13 protein-coding genes, 2 tRNA genes and 3 rRNA genes are annotated in these 18,794 nt (G+C 32.3%); 6 read left to right on the forward strand and 12 right to left on the reverse strand.

Annotation, left to right across the window (positions count from 1 at the left end; genetic code table 11):
- Nucleotides 1-20: 20 nt before the first annotated feature.
- From AAH949_RS07205 to purU, 4 genes are read left to right on the forward strand one after another with little or no spacing between them, the layout of a single operon-like run.
- Nucleotides 21-266 carry a hypothetical protein gene (locus tag AAH949_RS07205; RefSeq protein ID WP_348518350.1) on the forward strand — a complete coding sequence of 82 codons (246 nt, stop codon included), beginning with the start codon at nucleotides 21-23 and terminating at the stop codon, nucleotides 264-266.
- Nucleotides 263-646, forward strand: a complete 384-nt coding sequence (locus AAH949_RS07210; RefSeq protein WP_134239087.1) for a 2-oxoglutarate:acceptor oxidoreductase — start codon at nucleotides 263-265, stop codon at nucleotides 644-646. The genes AAH949_RS07205 and AAH949_RS07210 overlap by 4 nt, the downstream gene beginning before the upstream one ends.
- Nucleotides 615-1,727, forward strand: coding sequence for a CCA tRNA nucleotidyltransferase (locus tag AAH949_RS07215; RefSeq protein ID WP_348518351.1), 1,113 nt, complete (start codon nucleotides 615-617; stop codon nucleotides 1,725-1,727). Before AAH949_RS07210 ends, AAH949_RS07215 begins: the two co-directional genes overlap by 32 nt.
- Entirely contained in the window at nucleotides 1,724-2,551 is an 828-nt protein-coding gene (gene purU, locus AAH949_RS07220) for a formyltetrahydrofolate deformylase (RefSeq protein ID WP_348518352.1), read from the forward strand. The genes AAH949_RS07215 and purU overlap by 4 nt, the downstream gene beginning before the upstream one ends.
- Nucleotides 2,552-3,482: 931 nt before the next feature.
- On the opposite strand, the gene AAH949_RS07225 is transcribed toward purU, so the two are convergent.
- The 9 genes from AAH949_RS07225 to AAH949_RS07265 all read right to left on the reverse strand — a co-directional run bounded on the left by AAH949_RS07225 (nucleotide 3,483) and on the right by AAH949_RS07265 (nucleotide 14,604).
- A complete protein-coding gene (locus AAH949_RS07225; RefSeq protein ID WP_348518353.1) occupies nucleotides 3,483-3,944 on the reverse strand; it encodes a hypothetical protein in 462 nt (153 codons plus the stop codon).
- Nucleotides 3,945-4,047: 103 nt separating this feature from the next.
- Complete coding sequence (locus tag AAH949_RS07230; protein WP_348518354.1) at nucleotides 4,048-4,212, reverse strand: hypothetical protein; 165 nt, start codon at nucleotides 4,210-4,212, stop codon at nucleotides 4,048-4,050.
- Nucleotides 4,213-5,528: 1,316 nt separating this feature from the next.
- Nucleotides 5,529-5,645: ribosomal RNA gene (rrf, locus tag AAH949_RS07235) — 5S ribosomal RNA — on the reverse strand.
- Between the two features lie 261 nt (nucleotides 5,646-5,906).
- Nucleotides 5,907-8,815, reverse strand: a 23S ribosomal RNA gene (locus AAH949_RS07240).
- A gap of 368 nt (nucleotides 8,816-9,183) precedes the next feature.
- Nucleotides 9,184-9,260: transfer RNA gene (locus AAH949_RS07245), tRNA-Ile, on the reverse strand.
- Between the two features lie 5 nt (nucleotides 9,261-9,265).
- A tRNA-Ala gene (locus tag AAH949_RS07250) sits at nucleotides 9,266-9,341 on the reverse strand.
- 99 nt (nucleotides 9,342-9,440) lie between these two features.
- A 16S ribosomal RNA gene (locus AAH949_RS07255) occupies nucleotides 9,441-10,954 on the reverse strand.
- Together the 16S, 23S and 5S rRNA genes with 2 tRNA genes alongside form the textbook arrangement of a ribosomal RNA operon.
- Before the next feature lie 712 nt (nucleotides 10,955-11,666).
- Entirely contained in the window at nucleotides 11,667-14,255 is a 2,589-nt protein-coding gene (locus AAH949_RS07260; protein WP_348518355.1) for an autotransporter outer membrane beta-barrel domain-containing protein, read from the reverse strand.
- A gap of 196 nt (nucleotides 14,256-14,451) precedes the next feature.
- Complete coding sequence (locus tag AAH949_RS07265; RefSeq protein WP_166739673.1) at nucleotides 14,452-14,604, reverse strand: hypothetical protein; 153 nt, start codon at nucleotides 14,602-14,604, stop codon at nucleotides 14,452-14,454.
- Nucleotides 14,605-14,862: 258 nt separating this feature from the next.
- On the opposite strand from AAH949_RS07265, the gene AAH949_RS07270 reads away from it, so the two are divergent.
- Nucleotides 14,863-15,552, forward strand: coding sequence for a rhodanese-like domain-containing protein (locus AAH949_RS07270; RefSeq protein WP_134239259.1), 690 nt, complete (start codon nucleotides 14,863-14,865; stop codon nucleotides 15,550-15,552).
- Here AAH949_RS07270 and AAH949_RS07275 read toward each other — a convergent pair whose 3' ends face one another.
- The 3 genes from AAH949_RS07275 to AAH949_RS07285 form a co-directional block, all read right to left on the reverse strand.
- Nucleotides 15,553-16,302, reverse strand: a complete 750-nt coding sequence (locus AAH949_RS07275) for a prepilin-type cleavage/methylation domain-containing protein (RefSeq protein ID WP_348518356.1) — start codon at nucleotides 16,300-16,302, stop codon at nucleotides 15,553-15,555.
- Between the two features lie 3 nt (nucleotides 16,303-16,305).
- Nucleotides 16,306-17,499, reverse strand: coding sequence for a glycosyltransferase family 39 protein (locus tag AAH949_RS07280; RefSeq protein WP_134239263.1), 1,194 nt, complete (start codon nucleotides 17,497-17,499; stop codon nucleotides 16,306-16,308).
- Nucleotides 17,500-17,825: 326 nt separating this feature from the next.
- On the reverse strand, nucleotides 17,826-18,026 hold the full coding sequence (locus AAH949_RS07285; protein WP_348518357.1) for a hypothetical protein: 201 nt from the start codon (nucleotides 18,024-18,026) through the stop codon (nucleotides 17,826-17,828).
- 146 nt (nucleotides 18,027-18,172) lie between these two features.
- Between AAH949_RS07285 and AAH949_RS07290 the strand changes: the two genes are divergently transcribed.
- A complete protein-coding gene (locus AAH949_RS07290) occupies nucleotides 18,173-18,760 on the forward strand; it encodes a YigZ family protein (RefSeq protein ID WP_134239266.1) in 588 nt (195 codons plus the stop codon).
- Nucleotides 18,761-18,794 lie beyond the last annotated feature (34 nt).

The following is an 18,794-nucleotide window of genomic DNA, read 5'->3' on the forward strand; positions in this document are numbered from 1 at the left end:
AAAAATTTTTAGGAAAAAAAATGAAAAATACCATTACTGAAGCATCAATTTATGAAGCACAAGGGCTTAAAGATGAAGCTTTAGAAATTTATAAAAACATACTCAAAAACGATCCTAATAACCAAAACGCCATAAATGCAGTAAGAAGACTTAGTGGTATTAAATCTTACCATGAAGAGCTTAACTCTCAAATGCTTGACTTTTTTATCCATATGAAAAGTGAAAAAGAAATCAATGAATTTAAAAGGTGGTTAATAAAAATATGAATTTAGAAGATTTAGCAAAAAAAACAATTGATGAAGTTAATATTCAATTAGAAGAACAATTTAAACAAGCTCAGCTAGAACAAGCACAAAATATCGAAATTTCAAAAGAAGAAATAAATATTGAAAGAAATGATGAAATTTTAACACAAGAAGAAGTGGAAAAAGAAAGCTTTAGTGTCCATGAGCATTTTGAAGATACTTCTTTGAAGGAAGTTTTAAGCACAGATGAATTGTTTTTAAAAAATATTAGAGAAAGAATTTTAGTCTTATTTGAAGGACTAAATAATACTCAAAAACAAGATTTAGAATCCAGACTTAATTTAACCATTCATTTTTTAGAGTTTTTGCTTGCAAATATCGAAGATAGACTTAAAAAATAATATAGAATTAGCCTTTATCGCTGATTTTCTAAAGCCCTATACAAAAAGAGCTTATTTGGTGGGTGGAAGTGTAAGAGACTTACTCTTAGGGCTTGATATTCATGATTATGATATAGAAATTTATGATATCGAGCCTTTAAAATTTGAAAAAATTATGCAAAAACTTTGCGCTCAAGGATTTGGCAAAAGCTTTTTTGTGTATAAATATAAAAATTATGATTTAGCACTCGCACGCACAGAATCTAAAACAACACTAGGACATAGGGGATTTGAAGTAAAACTTTGCCATGATGAAAAAATTGCTGCAAAAAGAAGAGATTTTACCATCAATGCTTGTATGATTAATTTATTTAATAATGAATTTTTAGACTTTTATGATGGAATTTATGATTTAAATCATAAAATCATACGCCATATTGATGATGAAAGCTTTCAAGAAGATAGTTTAAGAATTTTGCGCGCAATCGTTTTTGCTTCAAGATTTGATTTTCGCATCGCAGATGAAAGCCTCAAACTGATGCAAAAAATGGATATAAGTGATTTAAGTCTTGATAGAATCAATACAGAGCTTTATAAATTTTTCAAAACAAAACATTTAAATTTGGGGTATGAATATTTGCAAAAATTAAATTTAGATGAAAAAATTTTTGGTTTTCATTTTATAAATGATGAATTTCAAAATTTACTTAAAAAAGCACAAGAAAAAATCAACGATGAAGCTTTATTTTTATATCTTTATCTGAATTTTTTTCAAATAGATCAAAGGGAATTTTTTCTAAAAACAAAACTCAAAAAAAACCTGCTAAGAAGCTCAATGCAAGCTTATTTTCAAGATGAAATTGATGATTTTGAAATGATGGAAATTGCACTTGAAATGCCTTTGAAGAATTGGCTTGGTTTATGGAGCAATTTAAGAATAGAACAAGCAAAAAGACTTAAAATTTATGATCAAAAATTCAAAATCCAAATCAATTCTGATTTATTGACAAAACAAAGTTTAAAAGGAAATGATTTGGCAATTAAAATTAAAGAGCTAAAAAAAGAACAAATTCAAAACTATTTAAATAAGGAAGAAAAATGAAAAATTATATATTAAAAATTTCCTGCAATGATGAAAAAGGCTTGATTTACCGAATTTCTGATGTTATTTTTAAATATCATATCAATATCATCAAAAACGATGAATTTGTAGGCGAAGATCGTTTTTTCTTCCGTTCTGTTTTGGAAGGAGAATTTGACGAAAAAGCATTTATTGGTACTCTTGAAGCAATGCTACCAAAAGGTGCTTTTGTGGAATTAAACACGAAAAGAAAAAAAGATATTGTGATTTTTGCAACAAAAGAAGCGCATTGTTTGGGAGACTTACTCATTAGAGATTATAGTGGCGAATTAAATGCCAATGTAAAAGCCGTCATTGCAAACTACGATACTTTAAAAAGTTTGGTTGATAAATTTAATATTGCCTATCATAGCATTGAAGCAAGTAATCTTGAACGCAAGGAACATGAAAATTTAATCTTGCAATGTTTGCAAAATTACGATTTTGATTATATTGTGCTAGCAAAATATATGAGAATTTTATCGCCCGATTTTGTTAAACATTTTGAAGGAAGAATCATTAATATTCATCATTCTTTCTTGCCTGCATTTATAGGTGCAAATCCCTACAAGCAAGCCTATGAGAGAGGAGTTAAAATCATAGGCGCCACAGCTCATTTTGTAAATAATAATCTGGACGAAGGTCCTATCATTACCCAAGCGGTTATCCCTGTAAATCACGAAGACACTTGGCAAAGTATGCAACAAGCGGGTAGGAATGTAGAAAAAAATGTGCTTTCTAAAGCTTTAGATCTGGTGTTTGATGATAGAATTTTCATTTATAAAAATAAAACCATTATTTTTTAATAAATATTTACTTATACCAAAAGATTTGCAAACTAAGGTCTTTTGGTATATATCTTTGCTTTGATAAGTTCTCTTAAATTTATCAAATCCAAAAAACCATATCATGCAAATTTTATTTGTGTTTTTATTGTTTTGTTTAATTTTAAAATTTGATGATTAAATTATATATTAATAATTTATTTTGAATAAATTTCATAGCTTATATGTAATTAATAGCTCTTTTGTTTCTAATCTATAGCTTTAAATTTTTATAATAAAAAATCATTTTATCTCATATGGCTAAAAAATAATATACAAACGCAACATAGCAAACCATAAATATTAAACTCAAACTTATCCTATGTATTTTATAAAAAATATTAATTATAAATACTATAATAATAATTAACAAACAAAAAACAACAATAAATTCTGATATATCGTTAATAGTATGAATATCAACATTAAAAAACCACTGCATTGGAGCTAAAAGCCACCTAAATTCTTCACCTTTTATTAAAATAAAATATATAAATGGAGAGATTATCACAATACCAAAACATATAAAACAATCTAATATAAATTTAACAAAATAAATTTATTATTCATAGATATTCCCTTGCTATATATTGATTATTTTTTAATATCTTATTGGTTGCAACATTAATAGAATTTATTCCAGATCCAAAACCCCAAAAACCATCATTGAATTCATTGGTTGTCGTTGTGTCATACTATTTATGTTCTTCTTTTCTAAAAGTTACCAATTTACCAAGATTGTAATCCCAATATTTTACATCTCTTTCAAATTTCATCGTATCTAACTCATCAGGACTTTTGCCTTTGGTAAGTCTTAAAAAGGCGTGGGTGAAATCAAAATAAGTACTCAGTTGTTTATATTAAAAATAATTTATCAATATAAATCGTTACATAATGTTTCATTTATAAAATCCTAATGATAAGTTCCAATTGCATGAAGCAAGAGATATGAACAAATATAACCCATTATAAATAATAAAACGCTAAACATAAGCTTTCTTTTAAAAATAGCCAACAAAAACAATATGCCTACTCCACAACAATTAATAATAAAAAAATCTATACTAGAATACATAACTATTAAAAACATAATTACACTAGACAAAACCAAAGGAATAGCATTGTAAATATATAATAGATTAAAAGGAATGCAAAAGTATATGATGAGAATAAGGACATTTGGGTGAATCAAATTAAATATTGTCAAAAATAAATTATCACCATCTTCAATAATTGCTTTAAAATAGAAAATAAGAAAAATTGTAAAAGTAAGAATCAAACTACATACAAACCAAGCAATTTGCCCACTTGATATATTGTCTATTCCTTTACTTTCTAGCTTTGTTTTTAATTTAGAATAAATAGGAATTTGCAAATTTACTCCTTTATGAAAGAATTAAATTCTCATCAATTAAATGTGCTAACATCGGATATATCAGTATAGTCTTTGATTTGAGTGATAAGTTCTTTAGCATTCATTAATACCTTTCCCCTTTATACTCTTCATCACTTTTTACAAATTTGCCATTAATAAAACAATGAAAAGATCCGTCGGCAGCAGAACTATAGCTTGTATTTGTAAAGCTAAATTCTCTTCCTTCATCTCTAAACAATCCATAATTTTTTACTTTATAATCTATCATGATATAAAAACTATAGGATATTTTTACCTTTACATACATAATAAGTTGTCATACCTAAATAAGGTCTTAATTTTTTATAAGTTTCTTCACTCATATATACTTTAAATTGATCTTCATAATATGCAAATTTAGGTTTATCTTTGAAGTTAAAATTAACTTCTAGCCTATTTTATAGCTATTTATGCACTCATCACGATAATATTTACAACCATTGGAAAGGACTTGAGGGAATTTGTTTTTTAAGTAGGTAAAATCCACAAAATAAGTTTCATTTCCTACTTTGATTTCGCTACGCAAATATTTACTATGAAATTCTTCTCTTTTCTTTTTTCAATATCTCTTCTCTTATTGCCTTATCAAAGAATAAATTCTACCATAATTACTTGCAAGGTTTTCTAACTCACTGGTTTCTTTTCCTTTAAAAAAAACAAGCACTTAAAAAGATGAAAGTAAATAAAGCAAAAGATAATGACTTTGGTGATTTTTATTAATCATTTTTATTTTAATAATGTAGCATTTTGCAATATAATTTATTAAAAACTCACTTCATATCTTCCAAACACTTTAAACATCATAAAAAATATTTAATCTTTCTAAAATTTTTTACACCCAATAAACCTAAAAACAAACAACACTAAAAACCAAGAAATATTGTTTTGTAATTGATTGATAAAAAAATAAACGAGTATAAGTAATAAGTGATTTTAAAGACTACATTAAACCCAAAAATAAAGCAATGTTACAAATAAATCTAAAATGCTACAATCAACAAACCTAAAAACAATAATCATTCTAATAAATAAAAATAATCTAAACAATAAATCTATAAAAATAAAAGATATAAAAGATATAAAATTAAATCAACAATTAAATAATTAAAAACCCAAACAAACAAATAAGAATTATTCATTAAGGATAATAAAATAAAAACACCCATGCTAAAATTTAACCCCATTTGTTTAATTTTAAAATCCAAACAATTGCATCATACTAAAATAACTCTTTCTAATCCAAAGGTATGCCAACACCTATTGCATCTCATAACCAATAATAAAAAACCATTAATTAAACAATAATCAGCATAAATAATAAACTATAAAATAAAAGCAGCTAAAAACAAATTTAAAAAAATAAGCTCAAGAATAATAAAATAAAAATAAGTTTTGAAAAATATTATTAGAAGTTTAAAATATTACAAGTCATAAAGAAATATACTGGTTAAAAACTAAATAAAACTATAATAAGTATAAAGATATAACATAAATCAGATAAAAAAGAAGCTTTGAAGTATAAAATAAATTATACAAGAATTAACAAGTCCGCAATGAGCTACTTTCCCCCTGCCAGTAAGGCGTAGTATCATCACCCACGATGTGCTTAGCTTCTTGGTTCGGGATGGAGCAAGGCGTTTCCACATCTGTATAATCACGGACATTGTTATTTAAATATTCTTTGAAGGATTTAACTTAAGAATAAAGCTTTTATTTTTTTATTTATCTTGTTTATTCTTTCTTCTTTTACTTTTTAAATCTTATCTTTCTTCTCGATAAGCCTTTAGTCTTAGAATACTTAAAAAACAATGTTAAGAGCAAGTTCTAATATAAACCCTACTTGCAAGATTTCCATATCACTTTGAATGATTATTGTTATTCAAAGCTTTACTAAAAACCTTAACAAGGAAGTGATGCTTTATTAAAGATAAGCCAAACGCTCTATTAGTACTGGTCAGCTAAAGGACTTTCATCCATTACACACCCAGCCTATCAAACTAGTAGTCTTCTAGAGAGCTTAGAGAAGATTCATCTTAGAGTTGGCTTCACGCTTAGATGCTTTCAGCGTTTATCCTTTCCAAACTTAGCTACGCTGCGATGCTCTTGGCAGAACAACAGCTACACCAGTGGTTTGTTCAACCCGGTCCTCTCGTACTAGGGTCAAATCTCTTCAATCTTCTTACGCCCACGGCAGATAGGGACCGAACTGTCTCACGACGTTCTGAACCCAGCTCGCGTACCGCTTTAAATGGCGAACAGCCATACCCTTGGGACCTGCTCCAGCCCCAGGATGCGATGAGCCGACATCGAGGTGCCAAACCTCCCCGTCGATGTGAGCTCTTGGGGGAGATCAGCCTGTTATCCCCGGGGTACCTTTTATCCTTTGAGCGATGGCCCTTCCACACAGAACCACCGGATCACTAAGACCGACTTTCGTCTCTGCTTGACTTGTATGTCTTGCAGTTAAGCTGGCTTATACCTTTATACTCTACGAACGATTTCCAACCGTTCTGAGCCAACCTTTGTAAGCCTCCGTTATTATTTGGGAGGCGACCGCCCCAGTCAAACTACCCACCAGACATTGTCCCACTTGAGGATAACTCAAGCTGGTTAGCTACCCAAATAAGAAAGAGTGGTATCTCAACAATGGCTCATATACAACTGGCGTCATATACTCAAAGCCTCCCACCTATCCTGCACATTCTTATCCAGATAGCAGTGTCAAGCTGTAGTAAAGGTCCACGGGGTCTTTCCGTCTTGCCGCGGGTAGGAGGAATTTTCACCTCCACTACAATTTCACTGGATCCCTCTTTGAGACAGCTCCCATCTCGTTACGCCATTCATGCAGGTCGGTATTTAACCGACAAGGAATTTCGCTACCTTAGGACCGTTATAGTTACGGCCGCCGTTTACTCGGGCTTCGATCAAGAGCTTCGCTAATGCTAACCCCATCAATTAACCTTCGAGCACCGGGCAGGCGTCACACCCTATACATCCTCTTACGAGTTAGCAGAGTGCTGTGTTTTTGGTAAACAGTCGGGAGGGACTCTTTGTTGTAAGTTTCTTCGCTTTCGGAGTAAATCCTAATACGAAGCGAACCACACCTTATACCGAAGATACGGTGCTATTTTGCAGAGTTCCTTAAAGAGAGTTCTTCCACGCGCCTTAGAATACTCATCCCACCCACCTGTGTCGGTTTACGGTACGGGCAACATTAGCTAAACTTAGAAACTTTTCTTGGCTCGACGGCATCAGCATTACTCTTATCCATCCGAAGACTTCAAAAAGCCTATAGGTTCTCGGTGTATTCTTACACGGATTTTCCTGTATAAGCACCTACAACTTTCGACTAGCACTTCCATCCGCTAGCAATGCTTAGCCCTAAGCGTCCTTCCATCGCACACTAATGTTGGTATTGGAATATTAACCAATTTGCCATCGTCTACCCCTTTCGGACTCGACTTAGGACCCGACTAACCCTACGATGACGAGCATCGCGTAGGAAACCTTGGGTTTACGGCGTTAATGATTCTCACATTAATTATCGCTACTCATGCCTGCATGCTCACTTCTATTCGCTCCAGCACTCCTTACCGGTATACCTTCGACGCAAATAGAACGCTCTCCTACCGCTTGACAAAGTCAAGCCTACAGCTTCGGTACTTACTTTAGCCCCGTTATATTTTCCGCGCAAAATCACTAGACCAGTGAGCTATTACGCTTTCTTTAAAGGATGGCTGCTTCTAAGCCAACCTCCTGGTTGTTTAAGTAACTTCACATCGTTTTCCACTTAAGTAAGATTTAGGGACCTTAGCTGGTAGTCTGGGTTGTTTCCCTCTTGACGACGGATTTTATCACTCGCCGCCTGACTGCTGTGATTACATATAAGGTATTCGGAGTTTGATAGGGTTTGGTACATTGGTGTATGCCCTAGCCCATTCAGTGCTCTACCCCCTTATATTACGACACAACGCTATACCTAAATATATTTCGGAGAGAACCAGCTATCACGAAGTTTGATTGGCCTTTCACCCCTATCCACAAGTCATCCCGGGGCTTTTCAACGCCTATGGGTTCAGTCCTCCACTAGTTCTTACACTAGCTTCAACTTGCTCATGGATAGATCACTTCGTTTCGGGTCTGCAGCATCTGACTAAGCGCCCTATTCAGACTCGCTTTCGCTACGGCTTCGCGTGTGCTTAACCTCGCCAGACACCACAACTCGCAGGCTCATTATGCAAAAGGCAGTCCATCACCCTGTATTGCTACATAGGGCTCTGAATGATTGTAAGCAAATGGTTTCAGGTTCTATTTCACTCTGATCACCTCAGTTCTTTTCACCTTTCCCTCACGGTACTTGTGCACTATCGATCTGGTATTAGTATTTAGGGTTGGATCGTGGTCGACCCAGCTTCAGACAGGATTTCTCGTGTCCCGCCCTACTCAGGATACTGCTAGCTAAGGTTTGTTTTTCGCATACGGGACTATCACCCTCTATGGCTATACTTTCCAGAATGTTCTGCTAAACTCACCTCTTGCACATTGCAGTCCTACAACCCCCAGTGCAAGCACTGGGTTTGCCCTCTTGCGCTTTCGCTCGCCGCTACTGACGCAATCTCTATTGATTTCTTTTCCTGAGGGTACTAAGATGTTTCAATTCCCCTCGTTCGCTCCTTATTAGGTAATGTATATCTCTATACATTGGGTTGCCCCATTCGGAAATCTACGGATCAAAGCTTCTTGACAGCTCCCCGTAGCTTATCGCAGTCTAGTACGTCCTTCATCGCCTTTACCAGTCAAGGCATCCACCATTCGCTCTTAGTAGCTTACCTTTTTTACCTTTTTATTGATTCTAAAACGCATCACTTCCTTGTTAAAGTTTTTATGATAAGACTTTGCTATCTTAAGACGGAAAGCATTCAAACACTTATAAATACTAATATAATTAATATCTAAATAAGCTGTGAGTTTGAAACTTGTCTCTAGTTTTATTACTAAAGAAAAGATAGTTGAGTTTCATCCTTTAACAAGTCCTGTAAAATTGTTTTTATTAAAACTTGCTTGTGACTCTTAACAATAATAATTATAAAGAACTTTTAGGCTTAAAACCTAAAGGAAGTATATAAAATAAATCATATACTTACTTTAGATTTTAAAGCTTTACTTCAAATCTTATTCATTCTTCTAAGATTGATTACTATGGTGGGCCTAACAAGACTTGAACTTGTGACCTCACCCTTATCAGGGGTGCACTCTAACCAGCTGAGCTATAGGCCCTTTTATGGTGGAGAATAGCGGGATCGAACCGCTGACCTCCTGCGTGCAAAGCAGGCGCTCTCCCAGCTGAGCTAATTCCCCATAAACAATTAGCTTTTTCATCAATCTTTGAAATCTAAACAAGGATGATTGAGTCTATATTGAAGTAATAGTTGTGAGACTTATTACTTTGTACTCTAGAAAGGAGGTGATCCAACCGCAGGTTCTCCTACGGTTACCTTGTTACGACTTCACCCCAGTCGCTGATTCCACTGTGGACGGTAACTAGTTTAGTATTCCGGCTTCGAGTGAAATCAACTCCCATGGTGTGACGGGCGGTGAGTACAAGACCCGGGAACGTATTCACCGTAGCATGGCTGATCTACGATTACTAGCGATTCCGGCTTCATGCTCTCGAGTTGCAGAGAACAATCCGAACTGGGACATATTTTATAGATTTGCTCCACCTCGCGGTATTGCGTCTCATTGTATATGCCATTGTAGCACGTGTGTCGCCCTGGGCATAAGGGCCATGATGACTTGACGTCGTCCACACCTTCCTCCTCCTTACGAAGGCAGTCTATTTAGAGTGCTCGGCCGAACCGTTAGCAACTAAATACGTGGGTTGCGCTCGTTGCGGGACTTAACCCAACATCTCACGACACGAGCTGACGACAGCCGTGCAGCACCTGTCTCTAAGTTCTAGCAAGCTAGCACCCTCATATCTCTATAAGGTTCTTAGGATATCAAGCCCAGGTAAGGTTCTTCGCGTATCTTCGAATTAAACCACATGCTCCACCGCTTGTGCGGGTCCCCGTCTATTCCTTTGAGTTTTAATCTTGCGACCGTACTCCCCAGGCGGTACACTTAATGCGTTAGCTGCATTACTGAGATGACTAGCACCCCAACAACTAGTGTACATCGTTTAGGGCGTGGACTACCAGGGTATCTAATCCTGTTTGCTCCCCACGCTTTCGCGCCTTAGCGTCAGTTGAGTTCCAGCAGATCGCCTTCGCAATGGGTATTCTTGGTGATATCTACGGATTTTACCCCTACACCACCAATTCCATCTGCCTCTCCCTCACTCTAGACTATCAGTTTCCCAAGCAGTTTAATGGTTAAGCCATTAGATTTCACAAGAGACTTGATAATCCGCCTACGCGCCCTTTACGCCCAGTGATTCCGAGTAACGCTTGCACCCTCCGTATTACCGCGGCTGCTGGCACGGAGTTAGCCGGTGCTTATTCCTTAGGTACCGTCAGAATTCTTCCCTAAGAAAAGGAGTTTACGCTCCGAAAAGTGTCATCCTCCACGCGGCGTTGCTGCGTCAGGCTTTCGCCCATTGCGCAATATTCCCTACTGCTGCCTCCCGTAGGAGTCTGGACCGTGTCTCAGTTCCAGTGTGACTGATCATCCTCTCAGACCAGTTAAGCGTCATAGCCTTGGTGAGCCATTACCTCACCAACTAGCTGATACTATATAGTCTCATCCTACACCGAAAAAACTTTCCCTACTCAACTTGTGTTAAGCAGGAGTATAGAGTATTAGCAGTCGTTTCCAACTGTTGTCCTCTTGTGTAGGGCAGATTAACTATACCTTACTCACCCGTGCGCCACTAATCCACTTCTAGCAAGCTAAAAGCTTCATCGTTCGACTTGCATGTATTAGGCACGCCGCCAGCGTTCACTCTGAGCCAGGATCAAACTCTCCATAATAAACATTCTTTAGCGTTAAGGCAAAGCCTTAACTAAGAAGCAAGCTAAAGGCTTACCCTGCCAAACCTAATAAATAGATATTAGATTATTATTAAAGAGATAAACCTTATCGCTCTTATAGATAGTTTAATCTTTTTCTTCAAAGAAAAAGTTTTATAATTGATTAAGATTTAAAATAAATCTTTCTGGCTCAATCGATCACTTATTTAGATTTCAAAGATTGACTATAAGATTTGAAACAACAATATTAATTTTAAAGAACAATACAAAAACTCAACATAAATAAAAGTAAAAAGGCTTTTAATTACTTTGTTTAGGTCCTTTTTTAGAAAAGGAAATGAAAGTATAGCTAGTTTTGCTTAAATTATTATTAAAATATATAAAAATAAAATAAGAATTTGGAAGGGTTTTAAATAAAGAAATGATTTGAATTTTTGAAAGATGGAAATTGAAATGAAGAAAATTTAAAAAAATGCAAACAATGATTTGAAGAAGGTTGATTATTTAAAAAAAAGAAAATAATGATGAAAAACAGTAGATTGAAGCGAAAAATTCAAAAGCAAAAGCAAGAAAGATTATAAAAAGATATTTGAAAATAAAATCCAATTTTAGTGGAGTAAAAACAATATTTTCCCATAAAACCATTTAAGCATTAAACACAAATGAATTACAAACACTCCTTAAAATAAGGAGTGTTTTATCATTTTTCTATTTAAAACCACCATCTCATATTAAACATAGCAGAATGAGAGGTGAGTCTATTTGAATAAATGCCATTATAGCCTAAAGCTATATCGGTATTATTGCTAAGTCTAAGACCCAAATCAATCTTGTTAAAATAATAAAAATCATCTAAAACATAGCTATCGCTATATCTTATGTTTTCAATCATAAAATCAGAATTATAAGTATCATCTAAATTAATATTGACTCCTAAATTTGCAGCAATATACATTTTATCATTAAAGTCATATCTGGCTTCAAGAGCAGGAGATAGTGTATAAAGATTGATATTGTTTTTAGAATACCTTTCATTACCTAGGGTGAAAGAATCAATATTTAATCTATCATAAGCTAAACTCATTTTTGGAGTAAGGATAAAATTATTAATTTTTTTCTCATAACCTAAACTAAAAGCCACACCATAGCTTAAAGTGTCATAATTGCTATTATCTTGCGAGCTGATTAAAGTTCTTTGCATTTTTGAATCTGTATAAGAAAGTCTTGCTTGTGTTTTAGCAAACAAATCTCCATCTTCTCCTTGCATTAAAGATAAATAATAATTCACTCCACCATAAAAGGCTTTATCTTTTATATTTAAGCGATTCATTGTATTATCCAAAGACAAATCTTCATAACCCATATAAAAACCTAGGATTTTATCTTCTGTTATTCTTTTATTTAAACCAAGGATTAAACCATAGCCATCACCCTTTAAAGAGCCATTGTTATTTGCTAAATCATAATTATCATCTACATAATAAGTTTTTATGAAACTTTTATAATCTTGATTGAAATTCTTTATCTCTTCATCTATGACATTAGCTATCATATAATTTCTTCTGATATGACTTAAGGTGCTAGCTTGAGCTGCAACATAGCTTTTAGAATTTAAAGTATCGGCTGTGATTTTAAATTTAGCATTATAATCACTTTCTAAGTCTGCGCTTGCTGTATTATCTCCTTTGATATATTCTGCTTTATAGATATTATTATCAAGATAGATAAAATCCACACTGCCTATTCCTTTGCCATTATTCACTTCTCCGCCTACGGCTTCTAGTTTTCCAAAGTTATTTGTGGTGTTATCTTTTTGATTGGCTAAGACTAAAGAATTACTATCATATACAGTATTAAGTCTAAAAGAACTTTCTTGTTTAATCATGGAGTCCATATCTAAAAACACACTGCCTTCTTTAAAATTAATGCTACTCCAGCCTGCATCAGGGTGTCCGCCTGCAGCATCAGGACCTAGGACTATGATGTGAGATTGTTTATCTGTATTATCTAAATCATTTAATTTATTATTATCTATGTTATAGTTATTGTTATTTGCATTATTAAAATCTTCAGCACTTTGAGTGATACTTAGTTTATATTTATTGACATTTAGGGTACCATAACTTGCTATACCTAAATGAGCTCCTTCTCCTGTATTTTTATCTGCACTGAATTTTAATTCTCCTGTGTTGCTAAATTCTGTTGTAAAAGGTGTAGTGCTTGAAGATCCATCACCGTGTAAGTGTAAAGCCACAATACTGCCTTGCAATACTCCTTGATTATCAATGTTTGCTCCAGCTGCAACAGTGATTGCATAGCCATTGTCTGATTTAATGGTGCCTGTGTTGGTGAAGGTATCAATGTTTTTTATTTTTACTGCTTCGCCTTCATTTGTAGAGATAATGCCTGAGTTAGTGAAGGTGGTGATGTCGCTAGCATACACTGCTATACCTTTGTCGATGGAGATGATGCCGTTAATATCATTAGTAAATGTGGCAATGCTATCAATATTAATAACACCAAATTCATTATCTATATTTTTAGATGTCACTACATTAATAGAACCATTATTGTAAAATTCTTTTGCACCACTAAAAGATATAGCCGTTGAAGAACCGTTATTAATTGATGTGATTTCTGAGTAATCTATATCAATTTGGCCTTCATTAACGAAAGATTCCATCTTTCCAGAATATGAAATAAAATTCATATTTTTAAGATTAATCTTTCCTTCTTTGCTATTAAAAAAATTATCAATTGGCTCACCGGATACATTTATAAAAGTAGAAAAAAATCCAAGTTCATTGCTTGTGCCCGTAGCATTGATTGTGCCATTATTGATAATAAAATCAATATTGCCAAAATTTGTAAAAGGTGCATCCGTCTGAAGTGTGCCATTGTTAATTATTTTACCAATATGACCATATTGGTTTTGAATCATTGAAACACTACTGAAACTGTTAGAATAAATAATTTCGCCATTGTTTATTATCTCCTTAATTTCACCATCATTATCTAAAGCATATGAATGACCATTGCTTATATGCTCTATTTTTCCATTATTGACAAATGAATTTATTACACCATCATCATGATTTTTTAAAAAAGTATGAGAGCTTAATTTTATAGTTCCATCATTTTGAATCAAATCAATAACTGCTTTATTAACACTATCATCACCACCTTCTTTTGTGCCATTTACTATAGTATAAGGATTTGCGTTACCATCACCCGCAATATGTTCATAGGTAACACCTTTGCTTACTATAATCTTTGATAAATTCCCTTTATTCCAAAGCAAAGAATTATAATCTTGTAAATAATAATGATAAGCATCAATTTTAGCTACAATGTCAGTATTAATAGCAATACTTCCACCATTTCCTTCGTATGTAAGATTAATATTCTCTATTTTTCCATCTGTAATATTACTTGTATCTAAAATACAATCATTTATCGTGCAAGGATTTGTTGTGGTTATGTTATTATCTTGCGGATTATGAGTGCTCCATCCCCCCCCCCTGTGACATCATTACTTGAGCAGATGAATTTACTCTTGTTACATCAATTTCAAAAGCATAAATAGGACTTAAAATACTTGCCGTGATAGCAGATATCAAACAAGTCTTTTTTATCGATTTCTTTTTCATTAACAAACCTTTAATTTTAAATATTTTAATTACAAAAAATTAATTTGAAGTTTATTAATTTTAAACTTAAAAAGCACTTTGAAATGAAGCACTTTCATCCAAAAATACAGGGGGGGGGAATGGTAACTTTCGGTAACATTTTATTTTGATTTTACATTATTTTTTGCGCATTTATAGTTGAAATAAAATTTTAAAGAGTGATTAAAAGTTTTGTTTGATAAATTTTGCTTGGAATTTTCAATTTAAGGAGTTTTAATAATGAAAAAAGTGATTTTAGGTCTATTGATATTTTTAGAATTAGGCTTTTCTCAAATTAGTGGTAGCATAATGGGCGAAGAACTTAATCGCTTACAAGAAAGTATAGAAGAAAAAGAAAACTATCTTGTTGTTGACTTACGCGATATAACAGAATATAAAAAAGGACATTTAAAACATGCAATTAACATCCCTTTAAATTCTTTAAATCAAAATTTTGATTTTTTAAATACAACAAGAGAGGAAAATATAATCTTAATTAGCAATGAGATAAAAGATATTAAAAATGCAGCAAACATTCTAACCCAAGCAAATATCAAGAAAAAAATCATTGTCGCACCTGATCTTAACACATATAACTATACCTTATATAAACAAAAAAATATTAAAGGCAAAGATCTGCAAGCATTAGCAGATAAAGGAGAGGTAATCATTTTGGATGCAAGATTAAAAGAAGATTATGTCAAAGCTCATTTTAAAAATGCCATCAATGTCCCTGAGGCAAAAATGACGCCTGAAATTTTAGATCATATTAAAAAAGCAAGTCAAAATGGTAAAAAACCTATCGTTACTCATTGCTACAGAGGAAACGATGGAAATAAGCTATCTCAAATTATGCTTAAAGAAGGTTTTGAAGATGTTACAAATTCAGTAGATGGCACAAAAGAATTTAATTTTCATTTTAATGAATAATCATAATTTAGAACAAGCTTGTTGCTTGTTTTTTAACAATACCAACTGTGTGTTTGTGTTTTGAAATTTAGGAATATAAGCATAACCACTTGCGTTTTCTATCACTATGCAAACACTTTTTTGAGCTTTATTACTTAGTTTAATGATGCAATTATCGCTTTTTAAAGCAAGAGTCTTATCATAAGCGCGTTTAGCACTACGCAAAGGCGAATAAAGCCTTCCAAATTCATCAAAAATTATCCGAGTACTTCCAGTGCAAGATCCTTTAAATTCAACCCTTTCAATACCATAGCTTTGCTCTATGTTAAATCTCTTACTTGCCCTTTCATCATCCTTGCTAATTACCCCACTCTGACCTGAGTTCATTAATTTTTTAGAATTTAAAATATCAACGCCAATTTCTCTATCTATATTCTCATTTATCTTGCCAATATTGGCATTTCCATCACCATTTTTATCAAGAAAAATCGTATAAGTTTGCTCATTATTTGTAGCACTTTTAGAACGAATGAAATAAATTTGCCAACGACTCTTAAACCACTCATCTTTTGCAACACTTAATGAAGTATTAGGAATTCTAAAGCTTTCTTGTATTAAAGCCAAAGTTCTTGTATAACGAATATCGTTTAATATCGCATTTGCACCCATTAACAAATCATCTTTGGTGTAAAAAAATTTTGCTATAGCTAAAATAAAACCCACGATCACCATAACAAAAACAAATTCTAATACACTAAAAGCTTGTTTCATTAATTATAAACTTTGAATTTTATAAATTTGAGTGAATTTTCCAAGTTGTATGGTGATTTGATCTTTAGAATTTGTATTTTTTTTACCGCTTTGCTTTAAAGCAAATTTTGCCCCTTTTTCAATCCCATAAAATTTTAGACGAAGTCCTAATTCTTCATTTGTAGAAATTTGAAAAATCCCTTTTTCTTTTAATTTTTGCGCAAGCTCTTTGGCTTCATGATAATTATTTGCAAAATGTGAATTTTTAGACTTTATGACATAATAAAGCAAAGGATTAAAAATGATAATCAAATAACAAAACAGTAAAAAAATCATACTGCATTCTATAAAAACTTTATACTTTAGTCTGAATTTTGGCAAACGCACTCTATAACTTGCCATTAAAGTTTTGATGAGTAAAGGCGTGCAAATTACACAAAAGGGTAAAAAATCTTCTAAATATAACTTCTGTCTCATTGATAATAAAGAACAAAAAACAAAAGTCACACTCATTAAAAACCAAAGTAAGCTTTTTTCGCCCTTAAACAAAGATCTATAAATCACATAGAAAAAATAAATAAAAACAAGAGGAGAAAAACAAGCTGCAAAAATTCCCAAAGTATCCAAAAAATATCCCTTAGGTTTTCCGCCCGTATCAAAACCGTAAAAACTCATTGATAAACCAAATAATACCAAATTTACAATGAAAAAAGTCCGCTCTTTCTTATAAAGAGCGAAAAAGAAAAAAGTTAAAAACAAAATACTAAAGGATTTATCCATAAATAAAGCCAAAATTAAAAGAATATAACAAAGGGTTTTTTTATTATATTCATAACAATAAAGTATGGCCAAACTTAAAAAAATCACAATAGAAGCTTCATTAACCAATAAAGCACTAGCAACTGTTCCGGGTAATAAAATAAAAACCAATAAAGATAAAAAAGCATCTAAGTCGGTTTTGGTGTATTTTTTGGCCAAAAGATAAAGCAAAATGCAACTTAAAACATGAAAAAATAAAAAAGGAAGTCGCAAACCAAAGTCATTTTGTCCAAAAATAAAAGTCCCAAAATGTGCAAGATAAGAAAGTAAAGAATGTTCATAAAAATAAATTTTCGCCTCATCAAAACTAATGCTAAGTGTTGAAATTCCATAAAGCAAAGCCAACAAATCAAGACTAAGTAAAATGATAATAAATTTATAATATTTGATTTTTTCCATAGCAAGGATTTTACAAAATTAAGCTTAAAATATCAACTAATATGGACATTAAAAAGCACAAGCCAAATAACACAAAAAGCCAAAGTATTAAAAAATGCCAAGAAATTTTTAAACATTCTTAAAATCAACAAAGATAAACAAAAATACAACAAGAAAAAATAAATATTAGTATTATGCCACATTTTAAAAGGAATGATGAGAATGAAAAAGACAACATTAACCATCAATAAAAATAAAAAATTTCGCCAATAAATGGTATTAAAAAGTATAAAGACTAAAATAAAAATACCACAAATTTCAACAATAAAATGCGCAATAATCTCTATTTAATCTTTTAAAGTTAAAAATTTACTATTGTATTTGCCTTCAAGCAAATCTTTTTCATCTGCTTGGCTCATGTTTTGAAGCAATTTTTCATATCTCAACTCATCTTTTTGTCCTAATTTTTTTATATACGCTAACATTTTTGCCTGAATTTCTTCATCTTGCCAATGAAATTTATTAATAGAAGTTATACCAGCAATCAAAGCAAGTATCAAACACCAAATACACAAAATTTTTGAAAAGAATTTGCTTCTATAAAAACATAATTTTGTTTTTTAAAATAAGAAAAAATTTGTTTTAGCATATAAAACCTTGTATAATTTTGAAAATTATATCCAAAAAGGCAAAAATGCAAAGTGTTGATAAAATTTACAAAACACAAATCGAAATTAAAAAATCTACTTTTTTATCCTTCCTTTGTCCTTTTAAAGAATTTAAAATTTTAATCACAAATCTCAAACAAGAACACCCAAAAGCCGTGCATTTTGTCTATGCTTACCGCGCTTTGAATGACTTAAATCAAATCATAGAAGATAAAAGTGATGATGGAGAGCCAAAAGGCACTTCAGGAATGCCGACTTTAAATGTTTTAAGAGGATATGATTTAGTTAATGTGGCTATAGTCACAGTGCGATATTTTGGTGGGATAAAACTTGGCACAGGCGGACTTGTAAGAGCTTATAGCGACGCAGCAAATGCTGCTATAAGCTGTGCCAATTTAATTACTTTTGAATTTAAAAGTGAGCAAAAAATTTGTGTGGATTTTGCAAATTTAGGAAAAATAGAACATTTTTTAAACAAAAATTCTTTTGAATTTTATAAGGAATTTAAAGAAGATAAAATCATTTTAAATATCAGCCTAAACGAAGAAGAAAAGAAAAAACTGCAAGATTTTTGTAAAAATTTTTCGCCTCTAAATTTGCAATTTTTAAACTAATTTTAAACTAAAACCCTCCAAAAAGGAGGGAAAC

This window comes from Campylobacter sp. CCS1377 (assembly GCF_040008265.1).
Lineage (GTDB): Bacteria > Campylobacterota > Campylobacteria > Campylobacterales > Campylobacteraceae > Campylobacter_D.

Bases quoted from the DNA above. Each gene is read 5' to 3' on its own strand.
- AAH949_RS07205 (WP_348518350.1), top strand. From the start codon at position 21: ATGAAAAATACCATTACTGAAGCATCAATTTATGAAGCACAAGGGCTT.
- AAH949_RS07210 (WP_134239087.1), top strand. From the start codon at position 263: ATGAATTTAGAAGATTTAGCAAAAAAAACAATTGATGAAGTTAATATT.
- purU (WP_348518352.1), top strand. From the start codon at position 1,724: ATGAAAAATTATATATTAAAAATTTCCTGCAATGATGAAAAAGGCTTG.
- AAH949_RS07230 (WP_348518354.1), bottom strand. From the start codon at position 4,212: ATGATAGATTATAAAGTAAAAAATTATGGATTGTTTAGAGATGAAGGA.
- AAH949_RS07265 (WP_166739673.1), bottom strand. From the start codon at position 14,604: ATGAAAAAGAAATCGATAAAAAAGACTTGTTTGATATCTGCTATCACG.
- AAH949_RS07270 (WP_134239259.1), top strand. From the start codon at position 14,863: ATGAAAAAAGTGATTTTAGGTCTATTGATATTTTTAGAATTAGGCTTT.
- AAH949_RS07275 (WP_348518356.1), bottom strand. From the start codon at position 16,302: ATGAAACAAGCTTTTAGTGTATTAGAATTTGTTTTTGTTATGGTGATC.
- AAH949_RS07280 (WP_134239263.1), bottom strand. From the start codon at position 17,499: ATGGAAAAAATCAAATATTATAAATTTATTATCATTTTACTTAGTCTT.
- AAH949_RS07290 (WP_134239266.1), top strand. From the start codon at position 18,173: ATGCAAAGTGTTGATAAAATTTACAAAACACAAATCGAAATTAAAAAA.